This window comes from Streptomyces sp. NPDC002476, assembly GCF_042889785.1.
Taxonomy (GTDB): Bacteria; Actinomycetota; Actinomycetes; order Streptomycetales; family Streptomycetaceae; genus Streptomyces.
On record NZ_JBIARH010000031.1, the window covers coordinates 42113 to 56605 of the forward strand.

Below are 14493 nucleotides of genomic sequence, written 5' to 3' on the forward strand. Positions count from 1 at the left end.
GTGGCGGCCAGGATGTCCGCGCCGTCCTGGATACCCGGGGAGCGCTGACGCAGCGGCGGGTGTTCCCCGCGGTCGGCTGGCACCAGGTCGAGGACGAGGAGGCCGGACGCGCAGGGAGCGAGTCCGACGTTGTACGCCCCGTGGTCCCAGGCGGCGTTGATCTTCTCGGTGTCGGAGGTCGCCTTCTGCTGCCAGTTCTGGACAGCGGGCGTGGTGGTGCCGGGCCGGAGAGGAAATACCCGCCAGCCTCGGGCGGCGGCTGCGAGCGCCGCGGACTTGAGCGTCTGTCGGGGTGGGTGGTCGGTGCTCACGGTAGAGGGCTTTCTGACGTCGGCGGTCGCGCGGCCGTCGGTCCGACGGCCGCGCGACCTCTTCATCGGGTAGTGGGGCTCTGCGTCTGCTGGGGAAGCACGGTGCGCACGGCATCGGCCAGGGCGCGTCCCAGCCACTGGGCGGCCCGCCGGAAGGTGTCGGGGAAGAAGTAGAGGAGCACGCTCACGGAACCGACGAAGCACACGAGCGACAGGTGTGCGGTCACCCACGCGACCGTGATCATCACAGCACCGACGATCATGCACAGAGTCTCGAAGACCAGCATCGTCGCGTTGGGGAAGGCGATGGCCAGGAGGCCGAGTGCGAGGAGAAGTCCGAGCTTAGAGCGCATGAAAGTCACCTTTCGGGGGTTCCGGCAGTCAGGCGGTCGGTGCCGCCGATGCAAAGTCCGGGTCTGCGGTGAACGCTTCGAGGGCCTGTTGAGCCTTGATGTGGGCGGCTACCGCCCAGCTCTTGATCCTTCGGACCTCGTAGGACTGTTCGTGGTCGCTGACCTGTGCCCGGAGCTTCGCAGTGCCCGCCTCCACCCGCCGAAGGTCGGCGAAAAGGTTGGGCGTCTGTGCCCGCTCCAGCCGGCCCACCAACTCCGCCAGGCTCCGAATCTCGGGCGTAGGGCCGAGCCGGCGCTGGACAGTCGCGATGTCGTCTGCGATGTCGGCCATCCGGATCCGGAGCTTCTGGCGGTAGGGCCGCGGCGTGGGCTGGGTACGGCCGACGGGCCAGAGGAATCCAACGTCCTTCATGTCCTGGCTGCTGACGAACAGCGGATCGGCGTACGAGCCTCCGGGCTGGGCCAGGGATACGACCACGCAGCCGTTGTCCAGCCGGGTAACGGCCAGCACCTCCACGGCCGGACGCCACGCTTGCGGGTACAGCGTTCCGTCCTCGGCCGTGCCGTACATCGGGGTACGGATGATGTCGTCCTCGCCGAGATCGTCCCAGTCGCCCCATGTCCATCCTTCGGGCACTGCGGTGCGCGCGGCGTCCTGCTGTTGCTGGCGTGCAGCGGATTCAGCGGCAAGGTCTCCGAGCCACACGAGGTCTCCGGCGGCTTCGCGGCGCGTGTCGTACTCCGGGCCGGAAGAACCCGTGCCCGCCCGCTGGTACCGCCACTTCCTGCCCCCGTCACGTCGGCTGACGATGCCGAGCTCACCGAGGCCGTCCGCTGATACCACGTACGTGTAGGAGCCGCTGCTGCTGCGGATGAGAGGCCCGAACTTCGCGCGAGCCTGGTTGTCAGCCTTGCGCTGGATCTCCTGGTTCTGGAACGCCGCCCGGGCGGCGGCGTCCGCGCGCTGCTTCTGAACTCGCTCGAGCTCCCTGAGGCGACCGACGAGCGCGCAGACGGCGATGCGGCTCGGTTCACCGCGGGGTATGTGGGGCCCTTCACCGGTGGCCAGGAGATGCCGTCGGTCCCACTGGAGGAGAGCAGCGATCTCGTCCGTGATGGACGTGTCGTCGAGCTCGGCAGCCGGCGTGGCTGTTACAGGCATGGGCGGGACGGCTGCTGGTGCGGCAGTACTCATCGAGGGCTTCTTCCGACGCGGGGAGGCTGTTCTGTGGCCCAGAGCTGACCAGAGGGCGCCCCCGCGGCGGCCGCCGCGGCGAAACCGGCGCCGTATGGGCAGACGGATCGGCACAGAACCGGGCGGCGCCCCCCCTCCTTCAGCTTGGGGAAGGTCGGACAGGCCCCGGTGGCCCCGGTCGGCGAAGCGCGCAGCACCTGCGAGCCCGGGAGGCCCGGCTTCGGCCAGGTCTCCCAGGCGAGCCCGCTTCACATCCGGCGTGCGCGGGCCTCCAAGATGCCCGGTGCCCGGAGCGTCCAGACGGCGCCGTCGGGGACCAGCACGCTGTGTGTGTTCAGCAGCAGCGTCGCTGCCGTGTCGGTCGGGGGCTCGGGCGAAGCCTCGTCCCTGCTGCAGACGGTGAAACGAGTGCGCTGATCGTCGTGAATCTCCACTCTCCACTGCCCTGAGGCGCGGACGAGGCGGACAGGGACGAGATCGGCAGAGGTTGCTGCGGAGGTCATGGTGTTCAACCGAGAATGCCTTTCCCTCTGGGCAAACGGGCGTCGGCGAGGTTAGGAGCACCCGCTTTCAGGGAGCGCCCCCCACGCGAATCGGGGACGCTCCGTCGGCTGGGTCCTGCTCGGTGCCTCAGCGACATGCTCCGAAGCGAACCGGTCAGCAGCGCCGGACCGTGCCGGTGGTCTGCCGCGTGAGGCAGACCACCGGCACGGTCATCACGGGGTGGGGTGCCCCCGTCGAGCGTGCCGTTCCCGCAGGGCCGTGATCGTCGCCGGGGCATGGTGGGTGGCCGAAGGGTCGTCCAGCACGTCCTGGAGGACCCTCCAGTACGTGGCCGTCGGCAGACCAAGGCGGTCTTGGATGTACGTGTCCTGCGCGGAGGTGTCTCCCAGCTCGGTGACATGGGTGGCAGAGGCGAGGACGAGGAGGGCGTCGCCGATCAGTGCGTTCATGAGTTCCCTTCCCGTAGTGGGCTCCCGCGTCAGCTGGCGGTAGGTGTGGCGGGGTTGTTCTGGCAAAGGTCCATGGCGTCGCCGGGCTCCTCGGTGCCGCCGGCCCAGCCGACACGAGTGCCGCCGGGGGTGGTGCTGTAGCCGTAGCAGTGCCACCCGGCGTGGGTGGCACTGGGAAGATTCCAGTCGTGGGCGGCGTGCTCGGTGGTGCCGTCATTCGTGCACTGAGCGGGGAACCGGCCGCAGGGGAGGGCAGGGACGTAGATCGTGAGGGTCATGCGGGTGGCGTACTCCCGGTGGTCGGTGGGGCTGGTCGGGGTTGACGCCACCGAAGCTAGACGTCAGAGGGTGCATCCCCGGAAAGCTGGCGAATTCGGGCGGCTGGCGGCGTTAGCTGGAAGGGGTGGGCCGGGCGGGGCCATATCCTCGAAGGCGCGCCTGCTGGCGGGGAGCGAACCGATCCACCGCCCGGACAAGGAGCGTCCTCATGACTGCGCCGGGCATACCTCTGCGCGGCCAGGAACTCGGCGTGTGCAGCCCACATGGCCGCGTCCAGGTGCGCGGTGTCCCTTCCGCGGCTGCGGGCAACAGCACGTTCTGCGGCGTCAGCCGCCGCGCTGGCCAGCCTGACAGCTTCCTGCGCCACGCCGACGAACCGCTCAACAGACTCTGCCCGCTTCGGCGCCGCCGGGACGGGCCGTGGGACGGGCACGCCGAGCACGGCGCCGCCCTCACCCTCCCATCTGAGGACACTCGACGGGTCCGATTGGATATCCGGCAGTGTGCGGGGAGGCGCGAGGAGCTCGCGGTACTGCGCGGCCCGCTTGCGGTGCTCGGCAGCCTTCCGGATCAGCTTCCGCTGTTGTTCGCGCAGCTCCTGCAGCTTCTGCCGCGTGGCAGTGAGAAGCGCCGGGGCGCGGTCCTTGGCAGCGGCCAGGTGCAGGGCCTCTGCGTCCGGCCGCGCGAGGTAGCGCAACGCGAGTGCCCGCAGCACACCGGACGCGCGCCGTTCGGTGGCCACCGGCGCGGAGCAGCCGGTGGTGGGAGAGAGCCTTATGCGGGCCGGCAGCCGCTCGGGGGTGGTCAGGGTGATGCGTCCCGTGTCGCCGCTGCTGCTCCAACCGCCGCTCAGGCGGATGGTATTGATAGTCGGTTCGTCGCGCGCTTCATGGCCGTAGCGGCTGGTCGGGATGCCGTACGTGACGTTGATCCCTTCCGGCCACGGGGTGCCGCTGTACCGGTAGCGCTCCACGGTGAACGATCCGGCGACCCTGGCGCCCTGGACGTTGTAGACCACGCTGCCAGGCCGTGTGCCGGTCGGGGCTGGGGTCTCCCGTACGGTCAGGACGCCCATCTGGTGACCGTGACGGTCGAAGAACGGCACCTTCACCGGGGTCGGGTCGGCCGGAAGGACAGCGCCTACCCGCCGGCGCAGGATGCCGGTGAGCTGGTTGACCGTTCGGCGGGCCGAGACTCTCTGGGCGGTCACTTTCTGGATCTCGGCCTCGAGCTGGTCGGCCTGCTGCTTCTCGTACCTTGCGTGCTCGTCTGCTCGGGCGACCGCGGCCGCCAGCTTCAGCTTGGTGACATCGTCGCGGTCGCGCCACAGCTCCAGGAGGCAGCGGACCACGGCTTCGGTGCGTTGGCGGGTACCGTCCGGTAGTCGTTCGGTGAGGAACGTCCGGCCGGAGGCTACGGCGTACGGGCCCAGGAAGTAGCGCGTCGGGATGGCATCCGGGTCGAGCCCGGCGGTGTGGCCATGGACGCCGACCCGGTAGACGACGGGCTCGTCGGGCCGCGGTGTGTAGTACGTCTGCGGCTCGAGTCCGTCGCCGTACTGCACCTGGACCGTCGTGGGCAGCACGGTGCCACCTTGCTTGGCCTCCGGGGCCACGATGAAGGTGCCCTTGATGTGCGGTCCGGTGACCTTGAACTGGACCCGCCCTTGGGACAGAACGGTGTCGAGGATGGTCAGCGTGCCGATGCCAGGCACGCCGACCGTGCGGGACGTATGTGTCGGCACAGACATGGTCAAGGCTCCAAGGCGGATCGAGTGGGTTCAGGGCCCTCGGGCGCCACCGCGATCTGCGGCCGGCCTTGGGGCGGGAGCGAAGGTACGAGGAGGACCTCCGGTGCGCACGGCACGGCGAATCAGCGCCTGCGATCACAGAAGGCGGGCCGTCCACAGCCCGCGGACGGGGCGCCCTTCCGGGCGGCTCTCACCTTCCGATCGGTACGACCGGCCGGCCCTGTGCCTGGGGCGCCGGCGGGGTGCAGGGACGGCACTGGACGAACGTCACCCGACCGCGCCGGGCCCACATCCGGTAGATGCCGACGTGAGAGGCCTCGTCGATCAGGTCGGCCTGGTCCGCAAGGGTGAAGCGAGCCGGAACGTAACGCGGCGGGGTGACCACGCGGCCGCCGGAGAGCTGGTCGAGAACGGGAGCGATCCACACGTGGTTCGAGCGGAGCTGGTCCTCGCGGGCCTTCAGCTCCTGAACGAAGACCTCGTTGATGTCGTGGGTGCGCAGCGCTCGTGCGTGAGAGTTCGGCATGGCTCGACCTGGTCGTTGGCGGCGGGGGTTCACGGAGCCGCCCGGAGGCGGGACCGTGGCCGAAAGCTACGAACCCGGCGGTAGAAGCTCATCTGGTCGCGAATGCCGGGCGGCGGAGGGCGAGCTGGAGCTGGTCACCGGCCTGTGTCAGGACAGGCCGGGCCGCTGCTCAAGGCGTCCCTCCGCCGACGTCAGCCGGTGTGCTCGTCGCGGGTCTGGACCGCTGCTCCGACGATCACGAAAGTCACGGGCACCGTGGCGGGCAGCCAGATCCATACGTCGGCTTCGCGCGCCCAGTCCGTGAGCGTCAGGGCGCCTACGCCGAACACGATGAAGCTGAGGTAGCCGGCGTTCAGCAGGTGCCGGCCCTGACCCCGCAGCAGTCTGGGGCGGCGCCGGGCATGAGTTCGGGGAACGTCTGGGTCCTTGGGTGGGGTCACGGTGGCTACTCCTGTTCGTGGCGTCCGTCCGCCGACTGTCGCGGCCGTAGCGGACAGCGCAGCCCGCGCCGGCTGACTGGATGGACGGACGCGGAAAAGGGAGGGGGCCGCTCGTGCGACCCCCTCGGGGTGGTCAGGCGTTGGTCAGCGCGCGGGCGAGCGCACGGCCCACGATGGGCCCGAAGTTCGTGGGGTCGCTCAGGTACTCGACGTGAGCTCCGTTGGGAGCCCAGCCACCGTCCTTGACGCTCAGCCACAGCAGCAGCACGCCCGCGTGGGTGAGATGGTCGGCCGCCCGCTGCACATCCGGCCTGTTGGGCAGGTCCCCATCGGTGATGACCACCGCGACACGCGCGCCGGACTTGCCCGTGAGGTTCAACGCACCGTCCAGCGCATAGAGGGACTGGCCGCAGCCGTCAGAGCCGCCGCCCATGACCGGCACCGGGACGGTGAGGGGCCGCTTACCCGGCTTGATCAGGGCTGTGGCTACGGCGGAAGGGTTCCACCCGTTCCAGGCGACGGAGGCGACGGTGCCCGCCAGACGCGGGGACGCCACGGCGTGAGCGAGGGCCCATCCGGTCGACGCAACCGGTCCGATCCAGGGGCCCATCGAGCCCGACACGTCCAGGCTGATTCCGACCGTGAGAGGCGGGTTCTCCTCCTGACGGCGAGAGGTGCGCTGCCACGGCAGGGCCGACACCTCCGTGCGAGCCCGGATCTGCGCCTCGCGGCGCACGACCTCCCGCATGACCATGCGTCCGGGCGGGGCGCTGACGGCGCGTGTCGTGCGGTTCACATCCCGGTACTGGGCCTTAGACAGAGCGGTGAGCAGCGCGCGGGCCTGGCGCTGCTGGCTCTCGTCGGGCTTGGCCTGCTGAACCTTGATCTGCTGGAATCCGACGCCGCCGCCGGTGAACACGTTCTGCGCGGCCTTCTGCGCAGCCTGGCGGCCGCTGTAGTCGGGCCGCTTCGGGAGGATGACGGCGATCTTCGCGTGCGCCGATGCCACAGCGGCGCGGGTGATCTGGTCGACAACGCGCTCCGCCACAGACGGGGTGTTCTGCTGGTCGCCGTCGTCACCTCCGTCGTCGCTGCCGCCGCTGCCGTTTTCGGCCTGGGAAGGGTCACCCCAGGTGACTGCGCCGCACGGCATCATGACGGTGATCGGATCGCTATCGTTCTGCCCCTCTTCGGCGTCGCCCGAGCCTCCCTGCCCCGTGCCTCCCGACGGGGAGCCGGTGCCCTGCCCTCCCTGGCCCTCCCCGCCCTGGCCCTGACCGCTGCCGCCCTCTTCGCCGTTCTGCTGGTCGTCGTCCGCGTCATCCTGCGCGAGGCGGGCAACTCGTGCTCCCAGGGCGAGAAGCCCGTCCTGGTCGTCGTCGTCCAGCTCGAACAGCTCGCGGAAGATGCCGTTCAGCTCGCCCATTACAGCGTCACCGAGGATTCCCGTCACCTGATCGGTGACCGGCTGCACCTCATCATCGTCCAGCACCCCACCGGCCGCGCGGCCCAGGATGAGCACCGCCTGGTGCACTGCGCCCGGCACCGACTTGTCATCGTGCCCACCGCTGACACCGGTCAGAAGAACGTGGCGGGTAGAAGCCCGCAGCCACGCCCGGTCCCCCGGCCGGTCCTGAATCAGCCGGTGCTCAATGCGGGGCTCCTCCAGGATCGTGGCCCAGCGCACGGCCGACGCGCTGTGCTTCCGGGTGGGAGCGAACTTGGTGTGCTTGGCGTGCGCGGCCTCGTGGCAGATGGCACCGGCGAACGCCGGGTGTGCACAGCGGTCGGCCCACGCGTTCGGATCGATCAGAGCCGGGTTCGGCTGGCCCTCAAGGAGCTGGTCCGGGGCGAAGCGCCCCTCGGCCAGCGCCGGGTAGAACTCCGCGTACTTGCTCTCCGGAGCGCCGGGGTGAACGACCGCGATCACGTCGTCACGTTCCGAGACGGCCGAGAGCCAGTCTCCGGTACGAGCCGACAGGGCGAGCCATGCCGGGTGCGTCACGTCGTCCCAGGGGGAAGTCACGGGCGCCTTGGTGCGGGCGGTCATCGCGGGGGCCTTTCGGTCGGCGGTTCGTTGCGCCCTGATTGGGCCACCGCCCACGGCCTCGGAACGACTCGCCGCGAATCCAAGAATCTGAAGGCGGAAAAGGCCTTGTGGCGCCTGGGAAGCGCCGCGGACAGCGCCGCCGCGCACTCGGCGGAACACCCCTGCCAGCTGCCATCGATGGCGTCTGCCCCCGGGACGGGTCGTGGAGCGTGCCTGAGGAGCGATGCGTGGGTCACGGCCCGCTGAGCTGCCCAAAGTCACTGAAACCCGGAGGACGGCAGGCCGTTGACGAGCTCACACCGTGCGCCTGAAAGGCCCCAACTTGCGCCGGACAGTCCGAAGTTGGGCGTTTGCCGGGGTTCTCATAAGTTCAGGGCATCGCAAGATCCCTTCCCGAACGAGACCACCCGGAGTTCCCCATGTTCCTTCTCGGCTTCAAGGTCCAGGACCTCTCCAGCCCGCAGCAGAAGACCTACGTTGCCGTTGCCACGTCCACCGGCTACTGCCACACGGCGAGCGCCGGGCACACCAAGCCGGTGTACCGGCGGGCCAATGCCGTCGGGGACTCCGGAACGAAGAACCCGAAGGTGCTCGCCAAGGAGGCCTGGCAGGTGCTCCAGCGCAAGTGGACTGAGAAGCACGACCGCAACGGCTACAGCAACATCCTGATCAAGCCCATCTTGATCGACGACTCGGAGCTGTCGGAGGCGGACTCGAAGGATGCCCGCAAGACGGTCGAATACTTCGAGGCGGAGGCGCAGCGCCCTAACGGTCCTCACGTCCGTGCCGACGTGCTGCGCACCCTGGCGAAGATGTTCATTGACGGTCAGCTCTCCCAGGCACAGCCCGCCACGGCGGCCCCCCGCGCTCAGGCTGCCGACCAGCGCGACGCCATGATCAAGGGTGAGCGGGAGTACTACCGGCCCAACGGTCAGATCTACCGGCCGCGCGATCTGGGCGGCCACCACGACGTAGCGCTGCTCAAGCACCTGCGTACTGCCGGTATCCCGGTGCGTCTGTACGGCCTGCCCGGTACCGGCAAGTCCGCGCTGGCGGAGGCAGCTTTCGGCCGGGACCTGATCACGATCAACGGTCACGGTGACATGACCGTCTCCCACTTCGTGGGCTCCTACCTGCCCCAGAACGACGGCACGTTCAAGTGGGCCGACGGCCCGCTGACCCGCGCGATGAAGGAGGGGCGTCCGCTGTTCGTCGACGAAATCACCCGCATCCCCTCTGAGGTTCTGGCCGTGCTGTACTCGGTTCTCGACGGTCGCGGAACGCTCAGCCTCGATGACAAGCCGGACGCGCCGGTGGTGACGGCCGCGCCGGGGTTCTACGCGCTGTGCGGCTACAACCCCGAGGGCATCGGAGTGCGACAGCTCGATGACGCCCTGGTGTCCCGCTTCGCGGTCCCGGTGGAGGTCACCACCGATCTTGACGCGGCCAAGGCTCTGGGCGTCCCGGCGAAGTTCATCAGGCTCGCGGAGAACCTGCGCACGAAGGATGCCAAGGACCGTGAGGACGGTGGTGCTGGGGTGTGGGTTCCCCAGATGCGTGAGCTGCTGCTCGCCTCGACGGTGGCCAAGACGGCGGGCGTGATGTTCGCGGCGTCGGTCATCGTGGGGCAGTGCCCCCGGCCGGAGGACGTACCGACGGTGACCGATGTGGCCTCGAAGGTCTTCGGGGCGACCGTGAAGGCCCTGGCTCTGGGAGGGCAGGTCTGACCGTGGAACCAACCCGCTGTTGCGGGCCCTGCTTAAACGGGGCCCGCAACAGCGGGTTGGTTCCACACCGGCGTCGGACAGCTCCCACTACGTTGCCAAGCCGGCCCTGCACCGACCGGCGAGCTTCGTACCCGCGTCCACCAACTACGTGCGACAACGCCTGACGATCTGCCGAGCGCTTACGATGTCCGGCACCGCAGGGCTGTCACTGTCACCACGCACCACGCCCGGCGGTCCGATCGGCCGAGAACACGGCTGACAACCACAGGAACGCTCACCGCCATCTGCTGGCGCCACCGTGGTACATCCCACGCGGCGGCTGCGGGGGCATGCACCACGGTGGCGCCTTCGTAGCGACAGCTGCCGGCCGATCACCTGATCAGGCCGGAATGGGCTACACCGGCCTCTGGGGCTGTGCAGGGTTGCAGGTCCTCTTCTGAGCAACATGTGACACGGCTACGCCCCCGGGCTCATCAGAACTGAGATGGTCCGGGGGCGGTTCGGTCGGTTGGATCGCGGTGACTCAACCAGGGGAGTTGGCCTCTTCGGGCAGGCGGCGTGCTGCCTGCAGTTGCTCCGCGAGTGCCTGCGACTTCGTGTCTTCCAAAGCCTGGGCATGCTTCAGTTGCTTCCTGAGCGTGCGAACGTGCTCCTGGGCCTTGGCCAACCGTGCCTCAATGGATTCGCGGTGGTTCTTGGCCTTGTCCGCTGCCAAGCGCTTTTCCTCAATTCCCTTTGGACGCGCACCGCCCACTACGGGCTCGGCACGCGTCGGCCGGTCGTTGAGCCAGGCCCTGAACTCAGCCTCCGGCAGGTAGACGGACGCAGCAGGCCCGCCGTCCCTGGTGCGGGCCGCAACGAGCTTTTGGAAAGAAGCATGGCGGCGGTTCCAGTTGGAGACGCATGCGCGAGTCACCCCTGCAATCCGTGCGGCACCAGCAAGGTGAATCAGTTCATCTTCACGGCCGCGGTACTCGGGGCGGAGCCAGTGGAACAGTTCAGAGGCCATGATGATCGCCTTCCACAGAGTCAAGGGGTAGCCGTTGATGGCTGGATCCTTGTCCGGCTTCCGCTGTTCTGCGGCGTCACGGCGAATCTCGAAGCAGCGCGCCCAGGGCGATGCTGCCTTCCGTACTCGCAGGGCTGTCTACTGCCGTTCGGGGAGCCTCACATCGATGCCTCGCTGAGTCGGCGCACGTGGGCGGACAGCCCCAGCGGGAACACCAAGGCATCACTGGCCACAGGTGGACCTTGCTGATCACGCCTCGGTGCTCTGAGTCCATGACCGCGGACCTCTGGTTTCGTGTCCCGGCCGTGAACTGGTGGGCGCGGAGGCCGAACCGACCGGCAGCCGATGCCCCCGGCCGCATCCGCGCGGGGCAGCCTGGGGCATCCGCTCATGCCACCAACGTGGCTGCCTCAGCGCAGCAGGCGCCCGCAGCTCTCCATAGCCAGTAAGGTCACGTCACTCAAGGGCTGTACGGGGGCCGGGGGCAGGAGCGGTTCGTTCCTAAACGGCGGGCATCAGGAGGGGCGCGGTTACGATCCGGCGGCGTCCTTGTGGCCACGTACCAGGACTCAGGCAGTATCACCATCGACTGGACAGCCGGGGCTGCTCGGGGTCTCGGCGGCGACCTGGCGACGGATGTGCTCCTCGATGGCGGGCCAGAAGTGTGCGAGGAGCGCCGCGGTGTCGTTCTGCGAGAGCTTCGGGCCGGGAGCGGTGTAGGCCAGGGCCGTGATGTGGGTGGGGATGCTGTCGGCGTCCACGGGGTCCTCCGTGTCACGGGGTGGGTGAACTGCGCTTGACGGCAGGCTTGTACGAGGCAGTGAGATCGCCTCACTGTCGTTGGCCCGGTTGGCGCGGGCGGCAAGCCAGGCGCGGGCGGCATGCTCCCATCCGCAGTGCGCTATAAGCCGGGTGAAGAGGTCCGGGAAGCCGGCCTGGTCGGGCTCCTGATCCATTTGGCGGGCAAGCTCGGTCGGGTCGACAGCTGGGACGCACCGGTGTGGCAGGCGGGGGTCGTAAGGGGCGATCCCGGTGGTGGTGCCGTCGGGGGCACCGGTGCCGCGGACACTGCGGTCGAGGGCGTGAACGAATCCGCGGGCACTCCACTCGCCATCGAACGGGCCGACGCGGACTGTGCCGAGGATGCCGGGCCTGGTGACGGTGACGCTGAAGGTGCCGCTCGGCGTGGCGGGGGTGATGGGCATCGGGCGATTCCTCACAGACGGTGGACGGGATGAAGTTGAGGGACAGGGCACGGTATCGGCTGAGGCCGGACCGTCTTGATGCACTGACCGTCGTGGATCCCGGTGTGCTGCGCTTTACAGCAGCGCACCGGTGGAACGGAGAGTGGCGTCCACAGCGTCCAAGTCGATGACCTGCAGGCCCGTTGTCTGGTCCTTCACCCAGAGGGTTGGCAGGAGGTCCTTGGCGTCCTGGCCGATATGAGTACACCAGCCTTCGAGGTCCGCGCGGGCATCCGTATCCAGGCATGCACGCCAGCGGCCCGCCGTCTCTTCCGCCTCTGACAGCCAGACCCGTCCGGCTACTGCCTGGCACTCGTAGGTCTGCATGCTGACGGTGAAGCCCAGTTCAAGGAACCGAGCTGTTGGACGGTCGGCACGGATACGCGCGGTGATGAGGCCGAGGCTGGCCAAGGCCAGACGCGTCCGGGCTTGCCTGACCCGATCGACCTCTCGGTTGACCTCGACAAGCAGGGCGTCGGCGTCGATCGGCATCGGCTTTGACGACATTGGGGTTCGGCTCCTTCTGGTGCCTGGGGCGGATCGGAGTGTTCACAGGGCGAAGGCTGGGCCGGTCACGTGACTGCCCGGTGGTACGGACAGCCGGCTCAGGCTGGGCCAAGCACCGCATGCGGTGGGCTTCTGCCTAGGTTTGGGTATCTCTCCCGCTCCGGGCCCCGCCGCAGCGGGGCCCGGAGCGGGGCGTGTCACTTCCGCAGAGCGTTCTTCACGCTGCGGATGCTGGTCGCGCGGTAGGTGGGCCCGAGCGGGCCGGTGATCTCCCGCTTCTGGAGGTTGTAGGGGTAAACGCGGACCTTCGCACCGAAGCGGTCCGCGACCTTGACGACGGAGTCAAGCAGCGCCACCTCGTCCCCCTCGTCATGCGCCATGTCCGTGTGGCAGATCAGGTAGGCCCATTCCCGGCCCTCACCGAAAGGCCACCCGCCGTAGTAGCGGAGCTCCCCACACGGCTGGAATCCCCACGTGTCCTCGAAGTTCTCCCAGTACGTCTCAACGGCCGCCAAGGGGTGCGTCGCGTACGGCTCACGGTGGATGACCGCGCGAGGCTCGTCAAGCATCCACGTGATGCCCTGGGTGCTGTTGCCCAGACCGCACCCGTCGAAGTCGTCAATCGGCGCGGTGACCGTCCACACCTCCTCTTCCGTCCACACGCCGCCGTCCCTGCCCGGGCGCTGAGCGGGGCCGATGCCCCCGACGACGACCGTCTGCGTGCCGTCGCCGTTGTCGCGGACGAACGCGGAATTGGCCACGCCGTCGTTGTTGAGCGCATGGAAGCCAGGGCCAGGGGCCCAGGTCGGCACGTCAGCGAACGCGTCGTGAGGGAAGAGGAGCGCAACCCCGATCGTTCCACGGTCGAATCGGTGCTTGGTCGTCCACGACTGGTTGATCGCCCGCTCGATCTGACGACGAAGGCTGCGCTGCATGGTTCCGCTCCTGACGATCTCGGGTGAGCCGGTGTGGCTTGGTGATGAGGAAGTTACGAGCAGCCGGGGCTACGGCCGAGCGGACGCGAATCCAGCCGACGCGGCCCATGCTGCGTTCCCGTCCGTCAGGGGCCTGGGGCGAAGGCGTACAAGGTCAGCGCCGGGCCGCAGCCGTTCCTGTACCAGAGCCAAGAAGCATGAACGGGCGGACAGCGCCCCGCCCGTTCCGCCCGGTCACGAGGCATCGACCGTCGTATGAAGTCGTAGAGTGCCCAGCCAGGATGGGGGCCTCACGTTCCTCTGTCTGGCCTGCTGCGGGCGCCCGGGGAGTTCGACCGTCGCAACCTCCATCAGCCTCCGGCCGGGGCGATCAGTGGTACAGACGGGTTGCCTGAAGGACTCGGGCCGCGCACGGCACGGCCACGTCCTGGTGCTGCCCGGTGACGTGACGCAGCACGTTGGCCTGAGCCTCGTCCGGGGGTACTGGATTCCATGACGGGGGCAGGTGTACGGCATGCGGGTACGGGCGTACGCCGCCCCGATCACTGGCACATTGAGGACGTAGATACAGCAGTGCCAGCCCTTGCGGGTGTGAGCGGTCGGAGCGATGCGGTAGGCGACGGCCACCGGACCGGGTGCGCGGGGCTGGATAGGCCACGCGTTGATGACGTCACCTCGGTCGGGGTTGAGAAAGTGCGGTGTGAACATCCGCCATGACAAGGCGAGGGCGGGCCACTGGCAGGCATCGGGTGGTCTGCGGCCAGGGGGGCACCGCAGGGAACTCGGGCCAGTCGGTGAGCGTGCCGTCGGCGTGGCGGACTGCTGCGGGCATGGTGGTCCTTCAGATCACCGGATCTGAAGGGTGTCGGTGGCGCCAGCACAGTAAGAAGCACTGCCGCGGCTCGTATCGCCGCCGCGAGAACCAGGCGAGCCGGCCGCAGCTCCCTGCTGGGGAACCGGACAGGGAGCCGTTGTGAGTGAATGAACGCTCAGGACCGTAGGCAGCGGATGTCTGGCACAGCGACTGCTGGCGAATCGCCCGGCAGGCTGACCGGGAGCGCCGCCGAGTCGTGGGCAACGAGGGGCATCCTTGGCCGGTCGGGGAAGATGCCTGGCAGCCAGCAGGACTGAGGGCAGCCGCCTCTTCGTTGCCGGCTATCCGATCGAGGACCTGGTGCCGCCGAAGTCGGCCCAGTACGCGAGGTTGTCTCTCG

The 14493-nt window shown here is 68.8% G+C and carries 14 protein-coding genes and 1 pseudogene; 1 reads left to right on the plus strand and 14 read right to left on the minus strand.

What is annotated here, in order from left to right; all coding sequences use genetic code 11:
- Positions 1 to 11: 11 nt before the first annotated feature.
- The 10 genes and pseudogenes from ACFYXM_RS28000 to ACFYXM_RS28045 form a co-directional block, all read right to left on the minus strand.
- Positions 12 to 377 (minus strand): annotated as a pseudogene (locus ACFYXM_RS28000) (bifunctional DNA primase/polymerase); the annotation flags it as partial.
- Positions 374 to 664 carry a hypothetical protein gene (locus tag ACFYXM_RS28005; RefSeq protein WP_389293414.1) on the minus strand — a complete coding sequence of 97 codons (291 nt, stop codon included), beginning with the start codon at positions 662 to 664 and terminating at the stop codon, positions 374 to 376. The pseudogene ACFYXM_RS28000 and the gene ACFYXM_RS28005, both read right to left, overlap by 4 nt.
- A gap of 28 nt (positions 665 to 692) precedes the next feature.
- The gene (locus ACFYXM_RS28010; RefSeq protein ID WP_389293416.1) at positions 693 to 1826 is read right to left on the minus strand and encodes a hypothetical protein; all 1134 of its coding nucleotides are present in this window, start codon (positions 1824 to 1826) and stop codon (positions 693 to 695) included.
- 281 nt (positions 1827 to 2107) lie between these two features.
- Positions 2108 to 2362, minus strand: a complete 255-nt coding sequence (locus tag ACFYXM_RS28015) for a hypothetical protein (RefSeq protein WP_389293417.1) — start codon at positions 2360 to 2362, stop codon at positions 2108 to 2110.
- Between the two features lie 213 nt (positions 2363 to 2575).
- Positions 2576 to 2812, minus strand: a complete 237-nt coding sequence (locus tag ACFYXM_RS28020; protein ID WP_389293418.1) for a DUF3263 domain-containing protein — start codon at positions 2810 to 2812, stop codon at positions 2576 to 2578.
- 29 nt (positions 2813 to 2841) lie between these two features.
- Positions 2842 to 3090, minus strand: a complete 249-nt coding sequence (locus tag ACFYXM_RS28025; RefSeq protein ID WP_389293420.1) for a hypothetical protein — start codon at positions 3088 to 3090, stop codon at positions 2842 to 2844.
- A gap of 56 nt (positions 3091 to 3146) precedes the next feature.
- Positions 3147 to 4841, minus strand: coding sequence for a hypothetical protein (locus ACFYXM_RS28030; RefSeq protein WP_389293421.1), 1695 nt, complete (start codon positions 4839 to 4841; stop codon positions 3147 to 3149).
- A 190-nt stretch (positions 4842 to 5031) separates the two neighbouring features.
- Positions 5032 to 5367 carry a hypothetical protein gene (locus ACFYXM_RS28035; protein ID WP_389293423.1) on the minus strand — a complete coding sequence of 112 codons (336 nt, stop codon included), beginning with the start codon at positions 5365 to 5367 and terminating at the stop codon, positions 5032 to 5034.
- Between the two features lie 191 nt (positions 5368 to 5558).
- Positions 5559 to 5807 (minus strand): hypothetical protein, encoded by a 249-nt coding sequence (locus ACFYXM_RS28040; RefSeq protein ID WP_389293425.1) that lies wholly within the window; start codon positions 5805 to 5807, stop codon positions 5559 to 5561.
- 133 nt (positions 5808 to 5940) lie between these two features.
- Positions 5941 to 7833 (minus strand): hypothetical protein, encoded by a 1893-nt coding sequence (locus ACFYXM_RS28045; protein ID WP_389293426.1) that lies wholly within the window; start codon positions 7831 to 7833, stop codon positions 5941 to 5943.
- A 443-nt stretch (positions 7834 to 8276) separates the two neighbouring features.
- Here ACFYXM_RS28045 and ACFYXM_RS28050 point away from each other — a divergent pair, with 443 nt between their 5' ends.
- Positions 8277 to 9584 (plus strand): AAA family ATPase, encoded by a 1308-nt coding sequence (locus tag ACFYXM_RS28050; protein WP_389293427.1) that lies wholly within the window; start codon positions 8277 to 8279, stop codon positions 9582 to 9584.
- A gap of 523 nt (positions 9585 to 10107) precedes the next feature.
- Here the strand turns inward: ACFYXM_RS28050 and ACFYXM_RS28055 are convergent.
- The 4 genes from ACFYXM_RS28055 to ACFYXM_RS28070 form a co-directional block, all read right to left on the minus strand.
- Positions 10108 to 10593 carry a hypothetical protein gene (locus ACFYXM_RS28055; RefSeq protein ID WP_389293429.1) on the minus strand — a complete coding sequence of 162 codons (486 nt, stop codon included), beginning with the start codon at positions 10591 to 10593 and terminating at the stop codon, positions 10108 to 10110.
- 569 nt (positions 10594 to 11162) lie between these two features.
- Positions 11163 to 11798, minus strand: coding sequence for a hypothetical protein (locus ACFYXM_RS28060; protein WP_389293431.1), 636 nt, complete (start codon positions 11796 to 11798; stop codon positions 11163 to 11165).
- Positions 11799 to 11912: 114 nt separating this feature from the next.
- Positions 11913 to 12344, minus strand: coding sequence for a hypothetical protein (locus ACFYXM_RS28065; RefSeq protein WP_389293433.1), 432 nt, complete (start codon positions 12342 to 12344; stop codon positions 11913 to 11915).
- A 197-nt stretch (positions 12345 to 12541) separates the two neighbouring features.
- Positions 12542 to 13279, minus strand: a complete 738-nt coding sequence (locus ACFYXM_RS28070; protein WP_389293434.1) for a hypothetical protein — start codon at positions 13277 to 13279, stop codon at positions 12542 to 12544.
- Positions 13280 to 14493 lie beyond the last annotated feature (1214 nt).

What these genes read in the sequence shown, in the direction of transcription:
- ACFYXM_RS28005 (WP_389293414.1), bottom strand. Translation starts at nt 664, where the DNA reads ATGCGCTCTAAGCTCGGACTTCTCCTCGCACTCGGCCTCCTGGCCATC.
- ACFYXM_RS28010 (WP_389293416.1), bottom strand. Translation starts at nt 1,826, where the DNA reads ATGCCTGTAACAGCCACGCCGGCTGCCGAGCTCGACGACACGTCCATC.
- ACFYXM_RS28015 (WP_389293417.1), bottom strand. Translation starts at nt 2,362, where the DNA reads ATGACCTCCGCAGCAACCTCTGCCGATCTCGTCCCTGTCCGCCTCGTC.
- ACFYXM_RS28020 (WP_389293418.1), bottom strand. Translation starts at nt 2,812, where the DNA reads ATGAACGCACTGATCGGCGACGCCCTCCTCGTCCTCGCCTCTGCCACC.
- ACFYXM_RS28025 (WP_389293420.1), bottom strand. Translation starts at nt 3,090, where the DNA reads ATGACCCTCACGATCTACGTCCCTGCCCTCCCCTGCGGCCGGTTCCCC.
- ACFYXM_RS28030 (WP_389293421.1), bottom strand. Translation starts at nt 4,841, where the DNA reads ATGTCTGTGCCGACACATACGTCCCGCACGGTCGGCGTGCCTGGCATC.
- ACFYXM_RS28035 (WP_389293423.1), bottom strand. Translation starts at nt 5,367, where the DNA reads ATGCCGAACTCTCACGCACGAGCGCTGCGCACCCACGACATCAACGAG.
- ACFYXM_RS28050 (WP_389293427.1), top strand. Translation starts at nt 8,277, where the DNA reads ATGTTCCTTCTCGGCTTCAAGGTCCAGGACCTCTCCAGCCCGCAGCAG.
- ACFYXM_RS28055 (WP_389293429.1), bottom strand. Translation starts at nt 10,593, where the DNA reads ATGGCCTCTGAACTGTTCCACTGGCTCCGCCCCGAGTACCGCGGCCGT.
- ACFYXM_RS28060 (WP_389293431.1), bottom strand. Translation starts at nt 11,798, where the DNA reads ATGCCCATCACCCCCGCCACGCCGAGCGGCACCTTCAGCGTCACCGTC.
- ACFYXM_RS28065 (WP_389293433.1), bottom strand. Translation starts at nt 12,344, where the DNA reads ATGTCGTCAAAGCCGATGCCGATCGACGCCGACGCCCTGCTTGTCGAG.
- ACFYXM_RS28070 (WP_389293434.1), bottom strand. Translation starts at nt 13,279, where the DNA reads ATGCAGCGCAGCCTTCGTCGTCAGATCGAGCGGGCGATCAACCAGTCG.